Annotated in this window: 13 protein-coding genes; 7 read left to right on the forward strand and 6 right to left on the reverse strand. The window is 50.3% G+C overall.

Features of this window, described 5'->3' with window-relative positions; genetic code table 11:
• Window positions 1–61: 61 nt before the first annotated feature.
• The 4 genes from G451_RS0125520 to dsrA form a co-directional block, all read right to left on the reverse strand.
• Window positions 62–1,459, reverse strand: coding sequence for a cobyrinic acid a,c-diamide synthase CobB (locus G451_RS0125520; RefSeq protein WP_084448788.1), 1,398 nt, complete (start codon window positions 1,457–1,459; stop codon window positions 62–64).
• A gap of 200 nt (window positions 1,460–1,659) precedes the next feature.
• Entirely contained in the window at window positions 1,660–1,902 is a 243-nt protein-coding gene (locus G451_RS0125525) for a dissimilatory sulfite reductase D family protein (RefSeq protein WP_027186445.1), read from the reverse strand.
• Window positions 1,903–1,970: 68 nt separating this feature from the next.
• Window positions 1,971–3,119, reverse strand: a complete 1,149-nt coding sequence (gene dsrB / locus G451_RS0125530) for a dissimilatory-type sulfite reductase subunit beta (protein WP_027186446.1) — start codon at window positions 3,117–3,119, stop codon at window positions 1,971–1,973.
• Window positions 3,120–3,134: 15 nt separating this feature from the next.
• Window positions 3,135–4,448 (reverse strand): dissimilatory-type sulfite reductase subunit alpha, encoded by a 1,314-nt coding sequence (dsrA, locus tag G451_RS0125535; RefSeq protein ID WP_027186447.1) that lies wholly within the window; start codon window positions 4,446–4,448, stop codon window positions 3,135–3,137.
• A gap of 369 nt (window positions 4,449–4,817) precedes the next feature.
• Here dsrA and G451_RS33430 point away from each other — a divergent pair, with 369 nt between their 5' ends.
• Window positions 4,818–5,465: a YkgJ family cysteine cluster protein gene (locus G451_RS33430; RefSeq protein ID WP_084448789.1), complete on the forward strand. Its 648-nt coding sequence runs from the start codon at window positions 4,818–4,820 to the stop codon at window positions 5,463–5,465.
• A gap of 116 nt (window positions 5,466–5,581) precedes the next feature.
• A complete protein-coding gene (locus tag G451_RS0125545; RefSeq protein ID WP_027186448.1) occupies window positions 5,582–6,496 on the forward strand; it encodes a transposase in 915 nt (304 codons plus the stop codon).
• A gap of 261 nt (window positions 6,497–6,757) precedes the next feature.
• Here the strand turns inward: G451_RS0125545 and G451_RS0125550 are convergent, their stop codons facing one another.
• Window positions 6,758–7,249: a YajQ family cyclic di-GMP-binding protein gene (locus tag G451_RS0125550; protein WP_027186449.1), complete on the reverse strand. Its 492-nt coding sequence runs from the start codon at window positions 7,247–7,249 to the stop codon at window positions 6,758–6,760.
• Window positions 7,250–7,431: 182 nt separating this feature from the next.
• On the opposite strand from G451_RS0125550, the gene G451_RS0125555 reads away from it, so the two are divergent.
• Together G451_RS0125555 and G451_RS0125560 are read left to right on the forward strand one after the other, a co-directional pair.
• On the forward strand, window positions 7,432–8,937 hold the full coding sequence (locus tag G451_RS0125555) for a hypothetical protein (protein ID WP_156921828.1): 1,506 nt from the start codon (window positions 7,432–7,434) through the stop codon (window positions 8,935–8,937).
• Window positions 8,938–9,489: 552 nt separating this feature from the next.
• Entirely contained in the window at window positions 9,490–11,673 is a 2,184-nt protein-coding gene (locus G451_RS0125560; RefSeq protein WP_027186451.1) for a malate synthase G, read from the forward strand.
• 141 nt (window positions 11,674–11,814) lie between these two features.
• On the opposite strand, the gene G451_RS33435 is transcribed toward G451_RS0125560, so the two are convergent.
• Window positions 11,815–16,647, reverse strand: coding sequence for a PAS domain S-box protein (locus G451_RS33435; RefSeq protein WP_027186452.1), 4,833 nt, complete (start codon window positions 16,645–16,647; stop codon window positions 11,815–11,817).
• Window positions 16,648–17,005: 358 nt separating this feature from the next.
• Between G451_RS33435 and G451_RS0125570 the strand changes: the two genes are divergently transcribed.
• The 3 genes from G451_RS0125570 (at window position 17,006) to G451_RS0125580 (ending at window position 20,546) form a co-directional block, all read left to right on the forward strand.
• Window positions 17,006–18,604, forward strand: coding sequence for an ABC transporter substrate-binding protein (locus G451_RS0125570; RefSeq protein ID WP_027186453.1), 1,599 nt, complete (start codon window positions 17,006–17,008; stop codon window positions 18,602–18,604).
• A 77-nt stretch (window positions 18,605–18,681) separates the two neighbouring features.
• Window positions 18,682–19,674 (forward strand): ABC transporter permease, encoded by a 993-nt coding sequence (locus G451_RS0125575; RefSeq protein WP_211236394.1) that lies wholly within the window; start codon window positions 18,682–18,684, stop codon window positions 19,672–19,674.
• A complete protein-coding gene (locus tag G451_RS0125580) occupies window positions 19,671–20,546 on the forward strand; it encodes an ABC transporter permease (RefSeq protein WP_051261921.1) in 876 nt (291 codons plus the stop codon). Before G451_RS0125575 ends, G451_RS0125580 begins: the two co-directional genes overlap by 4 nt.
• Window positions 20,547–20,548: the final 2 nt, after the last annotated feature.

Consider the following 20,548-nt stretch of genomic DNA (forward strand, 5'->3'; position numbering starts at 1 on the left):
TGTACGTAATATTTCCGCTCGTTATCGATATCGCTGTCACGTTCATCAGGAAATATCTTCGTCACTCGCTCTTTATCCTTCTATACGCAAAAGCCGCCTTCACAAATGCCGGTGCCCAATGCGGTGCCCCCAAAGCATGAATATGCGTATAGGCGGCAAAGGTATTGTTGACGACCAAGCCGTCATGTTGCCCGAGCATACCGTTACCGCGGGACATATGCAGACAGAAGGTGAGATTCCCGGGATCGAGGACGCAACGGGAATAATGAAATTCGTGACCATTGAGAATGGTGCCGACGGGGTGAAAGGGATTGTCGGTAATAACGGTCGCTTGGTTGTAGCCAAGCCCTTGAGGACGTTCGCATAGCGTTGTGGCGAGATCGAAAACGCCGGCCATAGGGAACGTGCCCTCATGGGTCACAAGCTCGCGACAAAGATACATGAAGCCGCCACACTCGGCATAAATGGGCAAACCGGCTGCGGACAAGTCGCGAATACGATGACGGACAGCGACATTCTCGGCCAACGCCCGCGCATGAGTTTCGGGAAAACCACCGCCAAGATACAGACCATCAATATCGGGCCAAGGTGTATCGTCGAGAAGGGATACAGAAACAATCTCCGCACCAGCACGACGGAGCGCTTCAAAATTCTCCGGATAATAGAACCAAAATGCGGCGTCCCGAACAACGCCGATCACAGGCTTCCTCGTAGTTTTTACCTGATCTCCCCACAATGGCGTACCATCGGTATGCAACGGGGCAGCCATTTGCGCGAGTGATACGACTGCATCCACATCGACATGATCGGCAATCACCGTAGCGATTCGCTCAAGGATAGCCTCACACCCGCCATGTTCTCGATTCGACACCAAACCCATGTGCCGTTCAGGAATGGGGTTCGGTGAATGTTTGGGAAGCATCCCAAGCACTGGCACATCGGTGTAGGTCTCTATGGTTTCCCGCAAAATAGCCCGATGACGATTGCCGGCCGTGCGGTTGAGAATCACCCCGCCGAGCCGCAAACCGGGCTCGAAGTGGGCACATCCCTGCACAACAGCCGCCGCAGTACGTGTCATTTTGGTCGCATCAAGGACAAGAATAACGGGAGTATCGAGCTGCCGAGCCAGTTCTGCCGTGGAACAAGAACCGCTCACGTCTTTGCCGTCAAACAGCCCACGATTCCCCTCTATTATCGCAATATCGGCCCCCGTTGCCGAGGATTGAAACAAACCAGGCAGCAGGTCTTTCGGGATAATGATAGGATCGAGATTCACCGCATCGTCGCCGGCAGCCAATCCAAGCCAGGCAGCGTCGATGTAGTCCGGCCCTTTTTTGAAGGCCTTCACCCGCAGACCGCAGTTGCGCAAGGCTCGCGTCAATCCAAGAGAGACAATAGTCTTCCCCGACCCGCCCGACAGGCCGGCCAAAATGAGACGTGGAATTGGAGGTGTATTCAAGTCGTCTTCGCGGATGTTTTATCGTTGCTGGGGCAAAGGGAAGTGACCGGATACGTCATTGCAATGAAAAGATCAACCAGACGGAGGACAGTAAAAAGGCCTCCGGCGAGCCTGAGAAAAAGAAAGACCGAGTCTTTCCTTCTCCACGGGTCGCCGAAGGCGTCACAACAGGCACATCTTAGGGGGATGGCCGAAAAAAACTATTCGCCTTCTTCAGTGGCGTGCTGTTTGCCCGCACCCTTCAGACCGATCATCGTGGTGGAACCACTGGACCAGTACTCGAGAATGTCTTCGGCAACCATTTTGTTGACCAACTTGGAAACATGCATTTTCTTCATGTCGGGCACCATGGCGTAGAAATCTTTCAAGTAGAACTTGGATTTGGTACCGGATTTCTTCTTGAGTTCTTCAACGATATGATCGCGTACAGCTTGTTCGTCCATGGGTTCCCCCTTATGGGGTTGAAGTTAAACCGAACGCGGCCTAAGCCGCGTTCGGATATAAGACAAACTTAGAACTTGAAGTTCGTGGTCTGACGCCAGGTAAAGTAGGCGGGATCACGGAAGTCATCGATGAGATGGTGGGTGAACTCAAGTTCGCATTTTTCGAAGAAGCGTTCCCAACCAATGCGTTCGGCCCAGTCACCCAAGCGTTCGTACTTCTTGGCTTCGGCGGCGTAGGTTTCAACGATTTTACGCGTAACTTTGGCCAGTGTGGGCCAGCGGGGCGGTTCGTTGGGGATAAACGCAACGGCAACCTTGGAAAATTTGGGGTTGCTGATACGGTTGGAGACTTTACCACCAACCATGAGGACGATACCGTCACCTTCCTGGTCAGCCAGGGGCAACGAGGGGCACATGGTGTAGCAGTTACCGCAGTACATGCAGCGGTCGTTGTTGACAGCAATGGTTTTCACCGTTTTGCCATCGGGCAGTTCCATCTTGGAGGGCTTCAGAGCACCGGTGGGGCAGGAAGCAATGGCCAAGGGAATTTCGCACAGGTTGTCCAAGTAGGCGTTGTCAACCATGGGCGGCTTGCGGTGGTAACCAACGACAGCCAAGTCGGAACAGTGGCAGGCGCCGCACATGTTCAAGCAGCAGGCAACAGCGATACGCAGGATGGCGGGCATTTTCATAGAGGTGAACTCTTCGAAGAGTTCGTCCATGATGACTTTCACGGTACCAGAAGCGTCTGTAGCCGGGGTGTGGCAGTGAACCCAACCCTGGGTGTGGACGATGTTGGAGATGGAGGCACCGGTGCCACCGACGGGGAACATATGTGATCCGCCGGGGAAGGTCTTGGCATTGAGAGTTTCTTTCAGCTTTTTGGCGTCTTCAAGGCTCTCAACCATGAATTCAACGTTATTCCGAGTGGTCCAGCGCAGGTGGCCGCCGCAGTATTCTTTGGCGATGGCGCAGGCTTCACGGATGTAAGACGTGGTAACGAGGCGAGCGGTACCGGCACGGACGGTGTACACTTCGTCGCCGGATTCGGCCTTGTGCATCAGAACGCCAGGCTCAATGATCTCATGATAGAGCCATTTACCGAAGTTCTTTTTGATGACGGGAGGCAGAAATTCCTCGTAGTTTCTGGGACCGATATCCGAAATACGGTCCGACATCGGCTTATCAGGATTGTATCCGGAAGATACGAATGCCATTTTTTCTCCCCCCTCTTATCTCTGGTGATGTTTGCGGAATTCTTCGACGTCGCGATCCCAACCACCGGGCACTTCATCTTCCTTCCAGAAGATGTAGGGGTTGGTGCGGGGCTCCTGAACGTGGCGAGCATCGGCTTCCATGCCGCAAGCGTCGAGCATTTTCTGGAAGCCGAGGCGCTTCATGGTTTCACCGAGGCGCTCACGGTTCTTGCCTTCTTCCATCCACCAATCCCAAATGTTTTCAACGACTTCTTTGATTTCGTCGAAGGGTTCTTCAGCAGGGATGAAGGGGACGAGCAACGAGGACAGCTGGGCGCCGTCGAGGATGGGAGCTTTCGCGCCAACAAGGATAGAGGCGCCTTTTTCCTTACCAGGACGCAGAGCGCGAGGCATAACGTTGATGCAGTGCATGCAGCGGTAGCATTCTTTGTTATCGATGGTCAGTTTGCCACCTTCGTAGCTCATGCAGCCCGTGGGGCAGCGATCGATAACTTCAGCCTGAATGTCGAATTTACCCCAGTCGCGGCCAGCGTGGGCACCAGCGTTCGGAGCGAATTCGCCACCGACGTACGCGGCGACAGCTTCTTGATCGATCTGGATGTCGTCTTTCCAGGTACCGACAATGGAGAAGTCGGAACGAGCGAGAGCGGCAACACAGCCGTTGGGGCAAGCGTCGAATTTGAACTTAAACTTGTAGGGGAACTGCGGACGGTGCAGCATGTCCTGATATTCGTTGGTGAAATCAGTACACATTTTCTGCGCGTCGAAGCAGGCAAATTCACAGCGGGACATACCCAAGCAGCAAGCGGGTGTACGCAGGTTCGAACCGGAACCACCAAGGTCCTGGTTGTAGGTGTGGGTCAGTTCGTAGAAAATTTCTTCGAGCTGTTCGGTACGGGTACCCAACCACACGATGTCACCAGTGGAGCCGTGCATGTTGGTCAGACCGGAACCGCGGAAATCCCACAGGTCACAAAGCTGTTCCAGATATTCGGCGGTGTAGTACAGGCCGGAGGGCTGGTTCAGGCGCATGGTGTGGAAGTGAGCGACGCCGGGGAACATTTCGGGCTGGTCGCAGTAACGACCGATAACGCCGCCGCCGTAACCGAAAACACCGACGATGCCGCCGTGCTTCCAGTGCGTGGTGCCGTCCTTAAAGGAGAGTTCAAGAACGCCCAACAAGTCGTCGATGACGTCCTCGGGAATCTGCAGTTCAAGACCCTTCTCGTTTTTGTGCCGATTTTCGGCACCGATCTTCAGGTCGGCTACAAAGCTAGGCCACGGCCCGCTTTCCAGCTGATCCAAAAGTGGAGTGGGGTGTTTCGCCATTGGTTTCCTCCAGTAGGTTAAGTAGGTTACAGCCCATACACACCCGCCGCGCCAGTTTTTCGTATATATATAGCGTCTCTGGCGCTAGCACGGCATTCCGGGGGGAACCGGAGCACCGTAGAATACAAAGATTCCAAGGAATTGGAGATCGTGATATTCCGCACAAGGCGTACCATGTGTTAGAAATAAACGATCTTTTTGTCAACCGGAACCAGTAAGAATCGAGGGATTCTTGCGATACCGAATGCAACCTTGCATCGGCCTCCTATCATTATTTTTTTTGAGAGGCAAAGCAAATCACATGATACCGGAGTAAATACGTCAGTCTCTTTGGGTTGCTCTTCCAGCCAGCACGTGACATGAAGCGTCATGCCAGAATATACACCATCAGCATGCCGGCGATGTGGCACGTGCTGCCGCCAGGGTGGCCCGGCATTACACCACGAGGACAAGCCCCTTATCGAGTGTAATGTTATTGAGGTTATGAACATTATAACGTTGCGACGCGGAGAGACTGTACGCGACGACCCGACCGGAACGCTTATCACACTTGATGAAGAAGTGCTACGCCTGAGCTTGCCGGACGGCTCAGGGTGTCCGTATTTACAGACGACTCCTCTTGCCTGCACCATCCATGGCTCACACCCATTGGAGTGCCGCGTCCTTTCCTGCACAGATCCTCGGGCACTCATGGACATCTATACAACAAATCGATTGCAGCGCGTTGACCTTCTGGGCGAAGAGTCGGAACTGATTGCTGCTGCACGCTATCATGACGAAACATTCCCAGCCAAGCACATTCTGGACATAGCCCGACGCATTGCGAAAGAAATCAAGCACGGCATGCCAAAAGATTGCCGCCAGGACATCGAAACATTAACAGACATTGCCTCTCGGGAACGCGCCTTCCGCATGACGCTCCTTGAACATACACAAATTCCTTCAACCCACCTGCCCTTCCTCCTCGGACGCTCAATCCCCACCCTCGTCACCCCACTCGGCCTCAAGCTCTCGTAAGGGAGTTTATAATAAAGGGGACAGGCAAATTATGTTGACTCGAATACAATGTCATGACAGAAGACCTCGTATGCATGCTCGCCATGGCTTTCATTTTATGATGAGGAGACCCCTTTATGCCACGAACCGCCCGCTTTACCCTTGAGGACAGACCGGCAGTTTATCATGTCATGTCACACACGGCCTTAGACGGTTTCCCATTTGGCGATGTGGAAAAGGAATTCTTTCTCACCTGTCTCACTCGTTTCTCGTCATTCTATTTCGCGGAAGTTCTTGGCTTCTGTATCATGGGAAACCATTTTCATCTTCTTGTTCGAATGTTCCCCTCTTCCACGATGCACGACGACGATGTTGCAGCTCGGCTCCGACGTCGATACGGCGATGATGTTGCCATCACTCCGGCAACCCTTAAGCATTACCGACAAAAATGGTCGAGCTTGTCAGAATTCATGCGAGAGCTGAAACAAACTTTTTCTCGGTATTATAACAAAAAACACCAGCGACGAGGCTACCTTTGGGCCGAACGATTCAAAAGCGTTCTCGTTGAAGATGGCCGCACGCTCATCAATTGTCTTGCCTATATTGATCTGAACCCAATTCGTGCGGCTCTGGTGGCACGCCCAGAAGAGTACCGCTGGTCATCGATTGGGTATCATTTCCAGACCGGTAATCGTGGCAACCTCCTGAGTTGTGATTTCGGTATGGCCGAATGGGATGAAGATGATCTCACTGCTCGCCTGCGTAATTATCGACAATTCCTTTATGAGGCCGGTACCTTGGACTCTGCCAAAGGAAAAACTCTCGATAACGCCATCGTGGAAGAAGCTCGATCGCACGACTTTGTTTACACCCGTACAGAACGCTTCTTGTCACGTACACGATGGTTTACCGATAGCAGCATCATAGGCTCCAAAGCATTCGTCGCCGCGTGTATACGGAAACTTCCTCTCCCCGCTCAGCGACAACGTAACCCCCAAAAAATTGATGGGCTTGATATGTACTCACTGAAACGCCTCTCTGAATCGTCGTAGCTCCCGCATATTTCACCTCCACAGCCAGCACTCCGCCTCTTCACAATACGACTTTGCCAGCTGGAAAATACAAATCCGTTTTTACTTCATCGGCACGAAAATATAGCACCCTACTTTCGAAAGACGTTCTGAAAGTGCGGTTTCGCAACGAATTGTTTGGCATCGAAACTGGGCGCTACCTCATTTAACATAATTTGCCTGTCACCTTTATCGAATCGACAAATCTTCAATTTGACAGACTCTCCTCCTCTCCTCTCAGACCTAGCTTTTCATGTTGACAAACTGAAGGGCGACGTCGAGTTCTTGGCCTTTGAGCAGCGTAATGACGGACTGCAGGTCATCAATCTTCTTGCCCGTCACACGAACTTGATCATCCTGAATGGAAGACTGGACTTTAAGTTTGGAATCTTTAATCAACTTGACGATCTTTTTCGCTGTATCTTTATCAATCCCTTCTTTGACTTTGATATCCTGCTTGACCGACTGGCCTGCACCTGGTTTGGGGTCACCGAAATCAAGGGCGCGTACATCAACCTTCCGTTTGACACAATGTCCAATCAGCATGTCGCGTACGGCCTTCAACCGCATATCTGATTCTGTGGACACGTGAAGAACCACATTCTTTTTATCAAACGTCAATTCAGTCTTTGATCCACGAAAATCAAAACGGCTTGCAATTTCTTTCAAGCTATTATTCACGGCATTATCGATCTCTTGCAGATCAACACGGCTGACCACATCAAACGACGGCATATCTTTTCCTCCACGTAACAGGCTTAAATCCAAAACGAATCACATCGGCCGACCTTGTAGGCTGGATTTCATCAAACTGCAACTCATGACACTTCGTCACGGCTTGACTTTTTCCTTACTATTTTATGGAATAAATCATCACTTTCCTCTCTACACACGGTGCGTTCTTTTCAGAGGTCACAATGATGATACAGTCCAAAATATTCTATTCAGCGATCCTATTAATAGGATGTTGTCTTTACCCGGTCCAATCTCTCTTGGCAGCGTGTCCAACGGGATATTCGCAACGACTCACTATCGTCAACAATTGCTACGATGGAGCTTACGCCATCATCACGCCCCCCGAGGATCAAGCGTCCATAGGTCTCTGGGCACATATTGGTGATGTCACAGAGATTTATCATGATGGAGTCAGCGCCGACAGCGGTATCCGCTATAAACTCCCTATCCCAACGACCGGCCCTACGGAACTTTGCATTCCCGATGCTGGCATCCCCAGTGGAAATTTTCGCTTCTATATTGGATGCGATGGCCCAGGCCCGGATAAAGGATATCCCACCAATTGCGCTATCGGCGCCGTGCCCGGATCGGTGCCGTTCGGTGTTGATACGCTTTTTGAATTTTCAGGTGGATGTTCCCCCAGCAATGCTTCAGCCGGGACATGTACAAAAAACCCATCGGACGGTACCCCGTTAACGGAACCTGACTATTTTGATCTGAGCGATGTCTCTGGCTACACCATTCCCATGACGTTAGAAGTCGTTCCGAACGCCCAAGGACACAACGCCACAGACCTCCAATGTTCATTTGCCCAAATGGTTGCCAACAATGATCTGGAAAGTTGTCCCAACGAGACACATGCCACGATCTCAACAAATTATGTCAATAATCAGCTCAATGGCGACGGGATCAGTTTAAAATTGACCAACGGCGACAACATTATTGCCTGCATGAGTCCGGAACAATGGATTGAACCGCCTGGAGGACAACATCCGCAAAATCAAAACACATTAGCGTTATCACCGGGGATAACAAGCGATCCACCGAACATCGCAGACTGGTATGCATGCAATGTCAAACCATCGGGGGATGCCGACAAGCATCCTCGCACCTGTTTGACACCTGGATGCGGCGGGCCACAATGTGCCGTCGGGCCGGATGGCAAAAGTGGTGATTATTCCATGGCCAACCTCGCGACAGGCAAAGGGAAGCCGTATACGAATTATGTAAAAATGCTCAAAGCGACCGGCAAACAGTCCTATGCGTGGCAATTTAATGATGAAGCATCCACATTGAAATGCGATATTTGGGGAGCAAAAGTCCAACTCACATTGTGTCCGGGTACTGCTGGCCAACGTCCCTATCAGGATCAAAATTGGGCGTATGCAAATGGCACGTGTGGCGTCGACCCGCAAGGCCCCCATGATACGCTCGTTGAATGCCAACGAGAGAACCTCGGGTATCTTTGTCAGAGCGAAATTGTCAAAAAACTCGATGTGTCAGACCAATCCATTGTTGTCTCTGCCACCCTCAATTATTGCATGCCGGTTGATCCCAACACGGCATCTGCAGAAACGTTGGCCAAGGCTGTAAGCTGGGAAGAGTGTTCAACCTCGGCGTGTCAATCATCAGGAACAATCTCTCGCCCGTTCCCATCCGTCATGTTGCTTATTCTTCAAGAGCTCTAAGGCGTATTGTCGAGGAGAGAACATCGTCACTCGATTTTCTCTCCTCTCATCGCTTTATGGTCGACACCGATATTTCACGCGAACTTGCTCACTAGGGAGATTGGTATTGTTTGTTGTCTCTGAAAGAATATCATATCCATTCTGACACCGAGCCAGCATTTGTCGTATCATCTTCTCACGACGGTACGTATACGAGAGAGGTCGCCCACTGCGGAATGAAGCCGTATAAACTCTATCGGGTTCAACCGTGGAGCAGCCCCCAATAATCCCACTCAAGATAAGAGCACAACACACCAGCAAAATTTTTTGAATATGCACGTTTCTTTCCCACCATTATAATACGATATACGTCCTCTTTTGGAGAGCACAAGAGAACTATTCTCACCTGCACTCCTCAACACCAGTATCCAATTGCTGTGAGCACGCTGACGGAAACGCGCGAACATGTCTACCAAGAAAACACAATTGAGAAAATGCCCCCTTGCCTCTTCTCTTGAGTTCGTTAAACTCTCCCATGGGACGCGCCACCTTTTCACCGCAAGGGAGTTTGATATGACCGCCTTTGTTTCCATTGCCGGTTTGGAAATCGACCCGGTTCTCTATGCCTTTTTAGTCGATGAGGCACTTCCGGGCACAGGTGTTTCTGCTGACACCTTTTTCAGCGGCCTCGCGAAGAGTCTTTCCGAGCTCGGACCGCGCAATGCCGCGTTGCTTGCTCGGCGAGATGAATTGCAACGCCTTCTCGACACGTGGCATAAAGCACACCGTGGTGACACGTTCGACATGAAAGCTTACGAGGCTTTCCTGCACGAAATCGGGTATATTGTGCCCGAAGGAGGTCCCTTTTCCATCACCACCGACAATGTGGACCCGGAAATTGCCTCCATCGCCGGACCACAACTTGTTGTACCGCTGTCCAATGCCCGCTATGCGGTCAATGCCGTTAATGCACGTTGGCGTAGCCTCTATGATGCCCTGTATGGCTCCGATGTTATCGCAGAAACCGATGGTGCAGAAAAAACAACCGGATATAATCCGGTTCGTGGGGCCAAAGTAGTGGCCTATGCCGCATCCGTCCTCGATATCATCGCGCCGTTGAACACCGGGAGCCACGCGGATGTGTATGCTTATACCCTCGCCGAATCTGCCGGAAGAAAGGCGCTCATCGCAACTCTCAGCGATGCAACGGTTACCGGGCTTCGTGATCCCGATGCCTTTGTCGGCTACAATGGCGATAGGGAACTAAGCAGTATACTCCTTCGTCATCACGGATTACATGCGCGCATTATCATCGATAAAAACGCTCCTGTTGGCGCGTCTCACCCCGCCGGAGTCAACGACGTTCTTCTTGAGGCTGCTGTTACCACCATCGCCGATGCGGAAGATTCCGTCGCTGCCGTTGATGCAGCCGATAAAACGTTGATCTATCGAAATTGGCTTGGTCTCATGCGTGGCGATCTTCAGGCCGAATTTACGAAAAGCGGCGCGGAGCACACACGCGTACCAGCCCAGGATATCGCCTACACCGATCCGAATGGCACGGCGCAAACACTTCCAGGACGGAGTCTTCTTCTTGTCCGCAATGTCGGCCTGCACATGATGACCGATGCAGTTCGACAAAACAACAAGCCCGTTTTCGAAGGCATTGTCGACGCTTTTGTCACCAGCCTTGCATGCCTCCATGACCTGAAAGAACTTGGTGTGGCGCGCAATACCCGGACAGGCAGTATGTATATCGTGAAGCCCAAGCAGCATGGTCCGGATGAAGTTGCATTTACTGTCGACCTCTTCAGCCACGTGGAATCTGTCCTCGGACTTCCAGATAAAACGATAAAAATCGGCGTGATGGATGAAGAACGCCGCACAACCATCAATCTCAAAGAATGCATCAGAGCCGCCCAGGACCGTCTCATTTTTATCAATACCGGTTTCCTCGACCGCACCGGTGACGAAATACACAGTATTATGGAGGCGGGTCCGGTCGTGCGGAAAGCCGACATGAAGTCCGCCGCATGGATGCTCGGATACGAAGATTGGAATGTGGACATAGGGCTGGGCTGCGGCTTATCCGGCCGTGCCCAAATCGGGAAAGGCATGTGGGCCAAACCGGATAGTATGGCCGAGATGGTGGACACCAAAATCGCCCACCCGCAATCCGGCGCCAACTGCGCCTGGGCTCCATCGCCTACCGCCGCCGTATTACATGCGATTCACTACCATCAGGTCGATGTTTTTGCACGACAGGCTGAACTCACCGGTACACCACGCGCCACACGTGAAACGCTTCTTCGTTTGGCGGTGTTATCCGACCTCCCTGATGCAGCCGCTCGTACCGAAGAACTCCGTTCCAATATCCAAAGCATTCTCGGCTATGTCGTCCGTTGGGTGGAACATGGCATCGGGTGTTCCAAGGTACCTGATCTCGATGACGTCGGCCTCATGGAAGACCGGGCAACACTTCGTATTGCCAGTCAATTGCTGGCGAATTGGCTCCATCATGACTTGGTCTCGCATGAAGAAGTAGAAGACGTGCTCAAAGAAATGGCTGTGATTGTAGACAGACAAAATGAAAATGACCCAACGTATGTTCCCATGACATCAGATTTTGCAAAGAACCAAGCTTTTCAAGCAGCTCGGGCACTGATCTTCGAAGGCCGAGCGCAGCCAAATGGATACACGGAATTTGTGCTGCATGCATTTCGTCGCGATTGGAAAGCTGGAGCGCTTGCATCATAAGAACCACTGCGTAATTTACAGAGAACATTGCCGTTCCCGTCAAGTCATAATATCCAGGGGTAAGAAGAACATTCTTCTTGCCCCGCTTTCATCATACAAAGAGAGACCACGTTCTCAGGATACAACACGTTGGAAAGCCTCCTATGGCAGCAAAGCAATTGCCTTGATCAAGAGGGACAAACACGCTTCAACTTTATCAAGGGCTGATTCAAGTTGCATGTCCTCAAAGGCATCGCTTTGGAGCAATGTCTCCAGCTCATTCAACGCATGAAGCAAGGGAATGGCTTGGATACTTCCCGCAGCCCCCTTGAGCGAGTGAACTTTTCGCGCCAACTCCTGTAAATCAGATGCTTGTTTGCAAGAATGCAACTCTGCTGCCACCTCGTCATAGTGGAGTGCAAAGTTTTTCAACGCGGAGACGAACAGCGCTTCTTCTCCAAAGAAGAAAGTCTTGGCAGTCCCAAGATCGACGCCTTCCAGCCTGGAAAACGTGGTGTCCCATGATTGACTTTCCAGGGCAGACGGCCCTGTAACTGGCATGCCGACTGTATCGGGAAGCCACGTTTGCAAAATATCAAACAACATATTCAGATCAATCGGCTTGGCAATGTGATCATTCATGCCCACTTCAAAGCATCGTTCCCGTTCTTCTTTCAGTGCATGGGCAGTCATGGCAATAACAGGAAGCCCAGCCAGGCCGGGCATCTCCCGAATGCGTTGCGTCACTTCAAATCCATCCATGCCCGGCATCTGAATATCCATAAAAACTATATCGAATCGACGTATTTCCAACGCATTCAACGCCTCTCGCCCTGTTGACGCAACATAGACCTCAAGTCCGAATCGTTCCAAGACTTCTCTGGCCACTTGTTGATTGAGAGGGTTGTCTTCAACAAGTAGCGCTGTTCCATCGAGTTGCATATGATTCAACGATGTTGAAGGAGTTGAAACCGAAGATGAAGATGTATATTCATCAAGAAGCTTTACAGCATCGTCATGTACAAGAGCGTTGACAAGAAGTGAAGGTTTTATCGGCGTGGTAACAACATTGGAAAATTCACGTCGGTGAGCGAGCTCCATAATAAGATCATCCCCATAGTCTACGAGGATGACAGTTTTCAGATAGGTATATTGAAAGAGGCTGCGTAACGTCAGAGCCATGTCAATACTATCCATATCAGGCAAAGCCGCATCAATAATCACGGCATCGTATTGAGGAATCATTTCTTGAGACGTCGTAGATATACGACGGAGTGCATCTCCTGCGCATGGGACGATATCAATGGTCCGAACTCCTGCATCGTCCAAAATCTCCTTCACAATCTGCTGAACAATCGTTTTCGGCTCAACAACGAGTACGCGCTGAACAATGAATGATCTCTCATCATTCGGATGATGCGCTTGTTTGTCCACTTTACACTGCACCGTAAAACCGAAAGTACTTCCTCCGCCCGGAACACTGTCCGCCCACAACTCTCCTCCCATCATCTTGGCGAGGGATGCACTGATGCTCAACCCCAAGCCGGTTCCACCGTATTTCCGCGTTATCGACGAATCAGCCTGAGAAAATGCTTCGAAAACATTACGTTTTTGCCCTTCTGACAAGCCGATTCCCGTATCTTCCACGGTAAACCGCAAGGTGGCATAATCTGAAGAGCCTTCAGAACATCCAATCTTCACCCAAACATGTCCCTGGTCAGTGAATTTAATGGCATTACTCACGAGATTGATAAGCACTTGACTCAAACGAAGAGGATCGCCGTAATATATCTTTCGTGAATCACAGGCGTATTGGAAATGAAATGCAAGTCCCTTGCTTTTTGCTCGTTCCGCCAAAATTGTGACCACGTTCTCCTGAATATCTTCCAGGGTAAACCCGATAGACTCAAGGGTCAGTTGTCCAGCATCAATTTTGGAGAAATCGAGGATGTCGTCAATAACCTGCAAAAGCGATAATGCCGAACCATTTACTTTCGCGAGGTAGTCGCGCTGTTTGGATGTCAGCTCGGTTTGCAAGGCAAGGTGAGTGAATCCTACAATGGCATTCATAGGCGTGCGAATTTCATGGCTCATATTGGCCAGAAAATCGCTTTTGGCTTGAGCCGCCGATTCAGCTTGTTCTTTGGCCGTACGTAAATCACGAGTCATTCTTTTGATAGCAAACTCGACTTCTTTTCGTCGAGAAATGTCGTCCACGACCCACAAGACCCCGTCGTCGAAATTGGGAGGATAATTTTCATCCATGATTTTACCCGACAATGAACACCAAAATACGGAGCCGTCGCGTCGACGAAAACGATATTCAAGCTGGTTAATTTCACCCAATACGAGACTGAAATAACACATTTCCCCAAATTTCTCGTATGACTTCTCACTTAAATGCAAGGATCGCATATCGAGTCCAATCATGGACTCCGGATCGGAATAGCCAAAAATCTCTGCTAACCGTGCATTGGCCTTCGCCAAATATCGCCCACTTCTCAGCAAGACGATGCCGACTTGGCTACTTGAAAAGATCGCTTCCAATTCATCCCGGGATCGTTGAATCTCCGTGATATCTTTGCCAAAGGTCGAAACGCCGCGAACACCCCCTTCAACCGTGATTGGATTGACCGTAACTTCAAGTCGTCGATTCCCGGCAACGGTAACACTTTCGCAGAACCGCTCTCCAGCCAATCCCCTCTTCATACGCTGACGCCATTGCGATGCTAATGGTCCCGGTAACAAGTCTTCAAGGGTATTGCCGATGACAGGAATGCGACCAAAATTTTCCACAAAGTACAAGACAAAGGCTGGATTAAATGTCAGCAGCTCAACCGATGTATTCATGGACCAGATGAGATCATCCGTGTTCTCGAGCAAAGCGCGAAGATTTGCCTGTGAGGAGCGCAGTTGCAACTCCGCCGTTTTTCTTGTTGTAATATCTGTTGCAATACCTTCAACAATCATCAAATCCGTTGTCGCATCACGTACCCCAATAAAGCGGTCAAGGAACCAATGCCATCCTCCTCGTACATCGCGAATGCGGTATTCAATTTCAAACTTTTTCGTATCAGACAGCGAGTCTATTGCAGCCTGCAACATGACTTTGTCATCCGGGTGAATGGAATCAATCCAGGCAAAAGGATCCTTAATAAAATAACTTGCCGGATATCCTAAAATATCCTGTACACGGTCTGAAACATAAAACCCATCACGCGTTTCAGAAAACGCATACACAATATCTGGAGAACCTTCTATCAGTCGACGATACCGCTCTTCACTCTCTTGCTGGGCTCGTTCGGCCCGTTTCCGGTCCGAAATATCAATACCCATTTCCAAAACAAGCTCTTCCCCTTCAACGGAGGTAAACGGACAGTCATAAATCTGATAATATTGGTCCTTATTCCCCTGCCACTCCCATACCGTCGGTTCTCCGGTCGAGAAAACTTTCATTGCTTGGCAATCAGGACACGGTGCCGAGAAACACGCCATGGATGTGTAACACGGTTTTGAGAGATCCTCTCCGAACAAAGCACGAAAGTGTTCGTTCGCATAGGCAATAGTAAAATCTCGTCGCTTTAAAGACAGAAACGCGGGAACACTTTCCATTAATTGATTAAAATTGTCTTTTTGTAGAGCGAGAGCCGTCTCGGCATTTTTGCGTAAAGTGATGTCGCCCGCTATTCCAGCCAGAAAAACACGTCCATCGTCCTCAACAATCCCTTGGCCGCGGTCCCATATCCAGACGATGTCACCATCATCCAAGACAAGCCTGTACTCTATATCCAATGTTGACCGATTCTCGATAAATCGTTCAAGCGCTTCTGCAAATCGTTGGCGGTCATCTGGGTGAACCCTGTGAAAACACTTCTGCAAATCGTTGTAAAAATCAGCAACAGGGAGACGCCACACTTTTTCGACACTCGGGCTGACGTAGAGAACACGCCAAGGCTGGCTCGGATCGGTCAGCCAAAAGACCTGATCCATATTCTCGGCAACCAAATGAAACAGCCGTTCTGTTAGTTTCAATTCTTCTGCCCGACGTGCCACCTTTTCTTCCAACGTACGGTTCAGTTCCTCCAATGCCCGTTCACGCGCTTTTCGCTCTGTAATATCGCGCACCACGGCAAAATACCTTAAAGGAACATCATCCTCACCGCGCTCCAACGTGTATCGTAACTCCACAGAAAGTCGATCTCCATCACGTCGGATGTATTCGCATTCGATGAGATCAGTGTATCCGCGACGCATCAATTCGGGCATAATATGGTCACGCTCACATGCAATGTCTTTTACTGAAAGAAAATCAGACAATGCACTCCCAATGAGCTCTTGAGACGAATACCCCAGCATATCAGCAAATGCAGAATTACATTCTACCAACACCGCATTCAAATCCGCCATGAAATACCCATCAATCATACTTTCGTAGAGCGCGCTATGCCGCGATTGCGTCCACGCCGTCACTTTTTCCGCCTGCTGTCGACTGACAATTTCTTGTCCCATATCCATGACGAGCGCGAGCAGGCGTTTAAAAAGCAGCATGATTTTCAAAACATCGTCATGTGACAAAATGCGAACGCATTCGAGGGCCTCAAGGTAGGAAGCTTCATCAAAACCAAAGGTTCTCGCCTGGTCTCGAAACATATCCCTATCTGGTGGTTCTAGTAAAAACTGACCTATAAAGAATGTCGCGACTTTTTCACTATCGACGAGAACAGGAAAAGCCACATCTGTAAGACCATTCTTACACGTGTACATCACATATTCTTTTCTCTCAAACTGGCTCTCGATATAATCATCACTTTCTCTACAGTTTTTCTCAGAAAAAAAATTCGCACGATGAAATTTTGCACAGATATCCATCCATCCCAATTTTGCAATCCACACGCCATCATTATCAAGAAGACCACATGGTATATTAAAAACATCATAAAGCGAAACGAGTAACTCATTTATCTTTTCCATATCCATAAGGTCACGCAAATTCACAATCGTTCTCCTTCATAAACCCGAAAACTCTATTCAAGACACGAGCCGTTGTACTTCATTAGAAAGAAGGCTCGTTTGGTTACTATAAGATATTTATATATATTTTTACCATTATCTCAATTTTTTTTTCACACTCCTGACGAGACCCTTTGTGCGAGACCAACAACACCTACGCGTTTAGTCTATAATTCCAGCATCTTAAAATGAAGAAACAATACGTTGACGCCGACTTCTGGCTCTCATGCTCCACTGTCATCCATCTGAAGACGGTTTTTCTTCCTTTTTTGTAGGTATATTTTTTTGACAAGTGTAACACGATCAACTATCAACAACAAAAAATGAACATACGGGAGACGTCATGTTTTGTATTTTTTATGAAAAAAGTATTTATTGGGCTCTTCTCTCTGCATTTGTTGCTATACTGGGCTGGACATCTCCTGCACTTGCCGAAGATCGTGCACTCATCCTCGCCATCGGTGGTGAGAACCCGGAAGGATACGATCCAATCCTTGGCTGGGGGAGTTACGGCAATCCATTGTTTCAAAGCACCTTGTTCAAACGCGACGTCAATCTCAATATTGTCCCTGACCTTGCAACGAGTCGAACGCTGTCTTCAGACCGCACGCAATGGATTGTCACGATACGCGATGATGTTGTTTTTTCAGACGGAACCCCCCTCACAGCGCAAGACGTCGCATTCACATACAATACGGCTCTTAAAGCAGGCGGCAAGCTCGACCTGACCCCGTTGATTCACGCCAAAGCCACCGATGACACCACCGTCGTCTTCACCTTGTCACGGCCCGATATCACCTTTCTTCAGCACTTCACCACGTTAGGAATTGTGCCCCAGAAACAATATGGCCAGGATTATGGACGCCACCCCATCGGTTCAGGACCATACACGCTCGTTCGTTGGGATGAAGGTCAACAGATGGTGGCCGAAGCCAACCCACAGTATTACGGCGAAGAGCCTGGAATCAAACGCCTCGTATTTCTCTTTTCCGATGAAGATACGGCACTAGCCGCAGCTCGTGCCGGTCAGGTTCATGTCCTTGGTGTTCCCTCCAGCCTGGCCCGGCAAACCATTCCCGGCATGAAGCTTCATGTCGTCAAAAGCGTGGATAATCGTGGTTTGATGTTCCCCATGATCGCCGATACCGGACAAACCACCCCCCGCGGGCTCCCTATTGGCAACACCGTCACCGCCGATCCCGCCATTCGCCAAGCCGTCAATTATGCCATTGATCGTGCAGCGCTTGTCGAAGGTGTTCTTGATGGTTTCGGCCGACCCGCCTGGGGTGTTGTCGACGATCTTCCTTGGGATAATCCCGATATCCGTTTCACGGACAATAATCCGCAAAAAGCTAAGATTCTTCTTGAAAAAGCGGACTGGATAGATACGGATGGCGACGGTGTGCGAGAAAAAGACGGTCGCAAAGCCGAATTTATCATTGCATACAATGCCAAAGACAGCTTGCGGCAAGGATTGGCTTTGGCTGTCTCCGACATGCTTGCGCCGGTCGGTATTCATGCCATTCCTCAAGGTGTGAGTTGGGACAAAATCAAAAACGAACTGACGCATGCCAATGTCGTCGTCTACGGTTTTGGCGATCACAGCCCGCTTGAAATGGATAAGCTCTACCGCACTGCCGGCCCAGAGCCCATGTACTGGAACGCCGGATTCTATTCTAATCCTGTTGTCGACAAGTACCTTGATGAGGCACGCGCCGCTTCATCGTTTAATGATGCCATTCCATTTTGGAAAAAAGCGCAATGGGATGGACAAACCGGCTTTACCGTACCCGGCGATGCCGCTTGGGCATGGCTCGTCAATCTTGATCACACGTATTTTGTCAGCGACTGCCTCGATGTGGGAAAATCTCGCATGGAACCTCACGGGCATGGCTGGCCTATTACCTCCAATATTGCGACATGGCGTTGGACGTGTCCATAACCTCCATACGGCGCCTTAACCTTAATTGAGCGGTCAAAGAGCCCCTCCTTTGGCCGCTTCTTCTTTTGGACTACCGAATGCTCGCTCTATTTTCCTATATTATTGGCAAAGTTGTGCATCTTTTCGTGCTTATTGCTGCAGTCGCCACGCTTTCCTTTGTTCTCGTCAGCCACTCTCCCATTGATCCAATCGATGCATATGTTGGGGCAGCAGTCCTCAAAATTTCACCGGAGCAACGTCAGGTCATTGCTGAACGATGGGGACTGGATCAACCACCAGTGACCCGTTTCTTTGACTGGACGAAACACATTCTCAAGGGTGATTTCGGTAACTCGACCATTTTCAACGAACCCGTCCTGACAGTCATCCAAAAACGTTTTTTCACCTCATTATGGCTCATGGCGTCAGCCTGGCTCCTCTCTGGAATCATCGGATTCTTTCTTGGGCTCGTCGCCGGAACATTCGAAGGAAGTCGACTCGACCGAGCAATCCGACTTTATGCATACACCATGGCATCCACACCGACGTTCTGGGTCGGCATCGTGTTGCTCACTCTCGTGTCTGTTCACCTCGGCCTGACACCGGTCTGTTGTGCCTGGCCTATCGGTATGGACGCCGCCCAAGCAAGCATCCTTCAACGTCTTCATCACCTTGTGTTGCCTGCGTTGACACTCTCATTGATCGGCATCGCCCAAATCACTCTTCATACCCGAGAAAAAACGATTGAAGCCATGCAAAGCGATTATGCCATTTTTGCTTGCGCGCAAGGAGATTCCCGCCTTGGAATCGGACTGCATCATTGTTTACGGAATGTCTTGTTACCAGCCATAACTTTGCAGTTCGCATCCCTCGGTGAACTTTTCGGAGGGGCTGTTTTAGCTGAACAAGTTTTTTCGTATCCCGGGCTAGGCCGAGCGACCGTTGAAGCCGGTGTTCGTGGAGATATTCCTCTATTACTCGGCATTGTCCTCTTCAGTACAGTCTTTGTTTTTGCCGGGAATACCATTGCCGATCTTCTCTACCGTATCGCCGACCCCCGAATGCGTTCCCGCACAATGGAGGTTGCATGAAAGTTGTCCTTGCGCCTCCGTTGTTACGCTCTCGCTTTTCTCTCGTACGATTTCGTCCCGACCGCAGGACAAGAGCTCTCTGCGCGGTCTTCTCCTGTCTTGCATTGTTCGCCGCCATTTTCATCGGTGCCTGGTTAGCTCACAATATGGGTGAAACCACCGACTTCAGCGCCCGCAAACTTCCTCCAGGATGGGGGCATCTTTTCGGGACGGACTGGCTTGGCCGCGATCTCTTCGCACGGACCATTAAAGGACTTCGATTGAGTCTCGGTGTTGGCCTTGTCGCCGCAACCTGTTCATCAATCATTGCTCTCATTCTCGGTTTGGCCGCCGCCACAGCAGGAAAAACCGTCGATGCCATCGTCACGTGGCTTGTCGATGTGGCCATGGCCACACCGCATCTCGTGTTGCTTATTCTCATCTCTTTTGCCTGCGGTGGAGGAGCCACCGGAGTCATTATTGCCGTTGCCGCATCGCATTGGCCCAGCCTGACCCGTGTAATTCGGGCCGAAGTTCTCCAACTTCGTGCCAGCCAGTATATTCAACTCTCCCAGCGTCTTGGCAAAGGCCCGTTCTATATCGCCACGCACCACATGCTCCCCCATATTGTGCCGCAATTCATTGTCGGTCTCGTGTTGCTTTTTCCCCACGCGATTCTTCATGCTGCCGGACTCACCTTTCTTGGATTCGGCATGTCGCCGCATTCACCGGCTATCGGCGTTCTCTTGGCCGAGTCAATGCGATCGCTTTCCATGGGATTGTGGTGGCTGGCCGTTTTTCCAGGAGCATCCCTTGTCGTGACCGTCAAAGCCTTTGACATCCTTGGCAACAATTTGCGTGCCTTGCTCGACCCTCGAACATGTCGAGAATAAAA

The organism is Desulfovibrio inopinatus DSM 10711, from assembly GCF_000429305.1.
Lineage (GTDB): Bacteria > Desulfobacterota > Desulfovibrionia > Desulfovibrionales > Desulfovibrionaceae > Alteridesulfovibrio > Alteridesulfovibrio inopinatus.

Coding starts and splice junctions, on each gene's coding strand:
- G451_RS0125525 (WP_027186445.1), bottom strand. CDS start 1,902: ATGGACGAACAAGCTGTACGCGATCATATCGTTGAAGAACTCAAGAAG.
- dsrB (WP_027186446.1), bottom strand. CDS start 3,119: ATGGCATTCGTATCTTCCGGATACAATCCTGATAAGCCGATGTCGGAC.
- dsrA (WP_027186447.1), bottom strand. CDS start 4,448: ATGGCGAAACACCCCACTCCACTTTTGGATCAGCTGGAAAGCGGGCCG.
- G451_RS33430 (WP_084448789.1), top strand. CDS start 4,818: ATGCCAGAATATACACCATCAGCATGCCGGCGATGTGGCACGTGCTGC.
- G451_RS0125545 (WP_027186448.1), top strand. CDS start 5,582: ATGCCACGAACCGCCCGCTTTACCCTTGAGGACAGACCGGCAGTTTAT.
- G451_RS0125550 (WP_027186449.1), bottom strand. CDS start 7,249: ATGCCGTCGTTTGATGTGGTCAGCCGTGTTGATCTGCAAGAGATCGAT.
- G451_RS0125555 (WP_156921828.1), top strand. CDS start 7,432: ATGATGATACAGTCCAAAATATTCTATTCAGCGATCCTATTAATAGGA.
- G451_RS0125560 (WP_027186451.1), top strand. CDS start 9,490: ATGACCGCCTTTGTTTCCATTGCCGGTTTGGAAATCGACCCGGTTCTC.
- G451_RS0125570 (WP_027186453.1), top strand. CDS start 17,006: ATGTTTTGTATTTTTTATGAAAAAAGTATTTATTGGGCTCTTCTCTCT.
- G451_RS0125575 (WP_211236394.1), top strand. CDS start 18,682: ATGCTCGCTCTATTTTCCTATATTATTGGCAAAGTTGTGCATCTTTTC.
- G451_RS0125580 (WP_051261921.1), top strand. CDS start 19,671: ATGAAAGTTGTCCTTGCGCCTCCGTTGTTACGCTCTCGCTTTTCTCTC.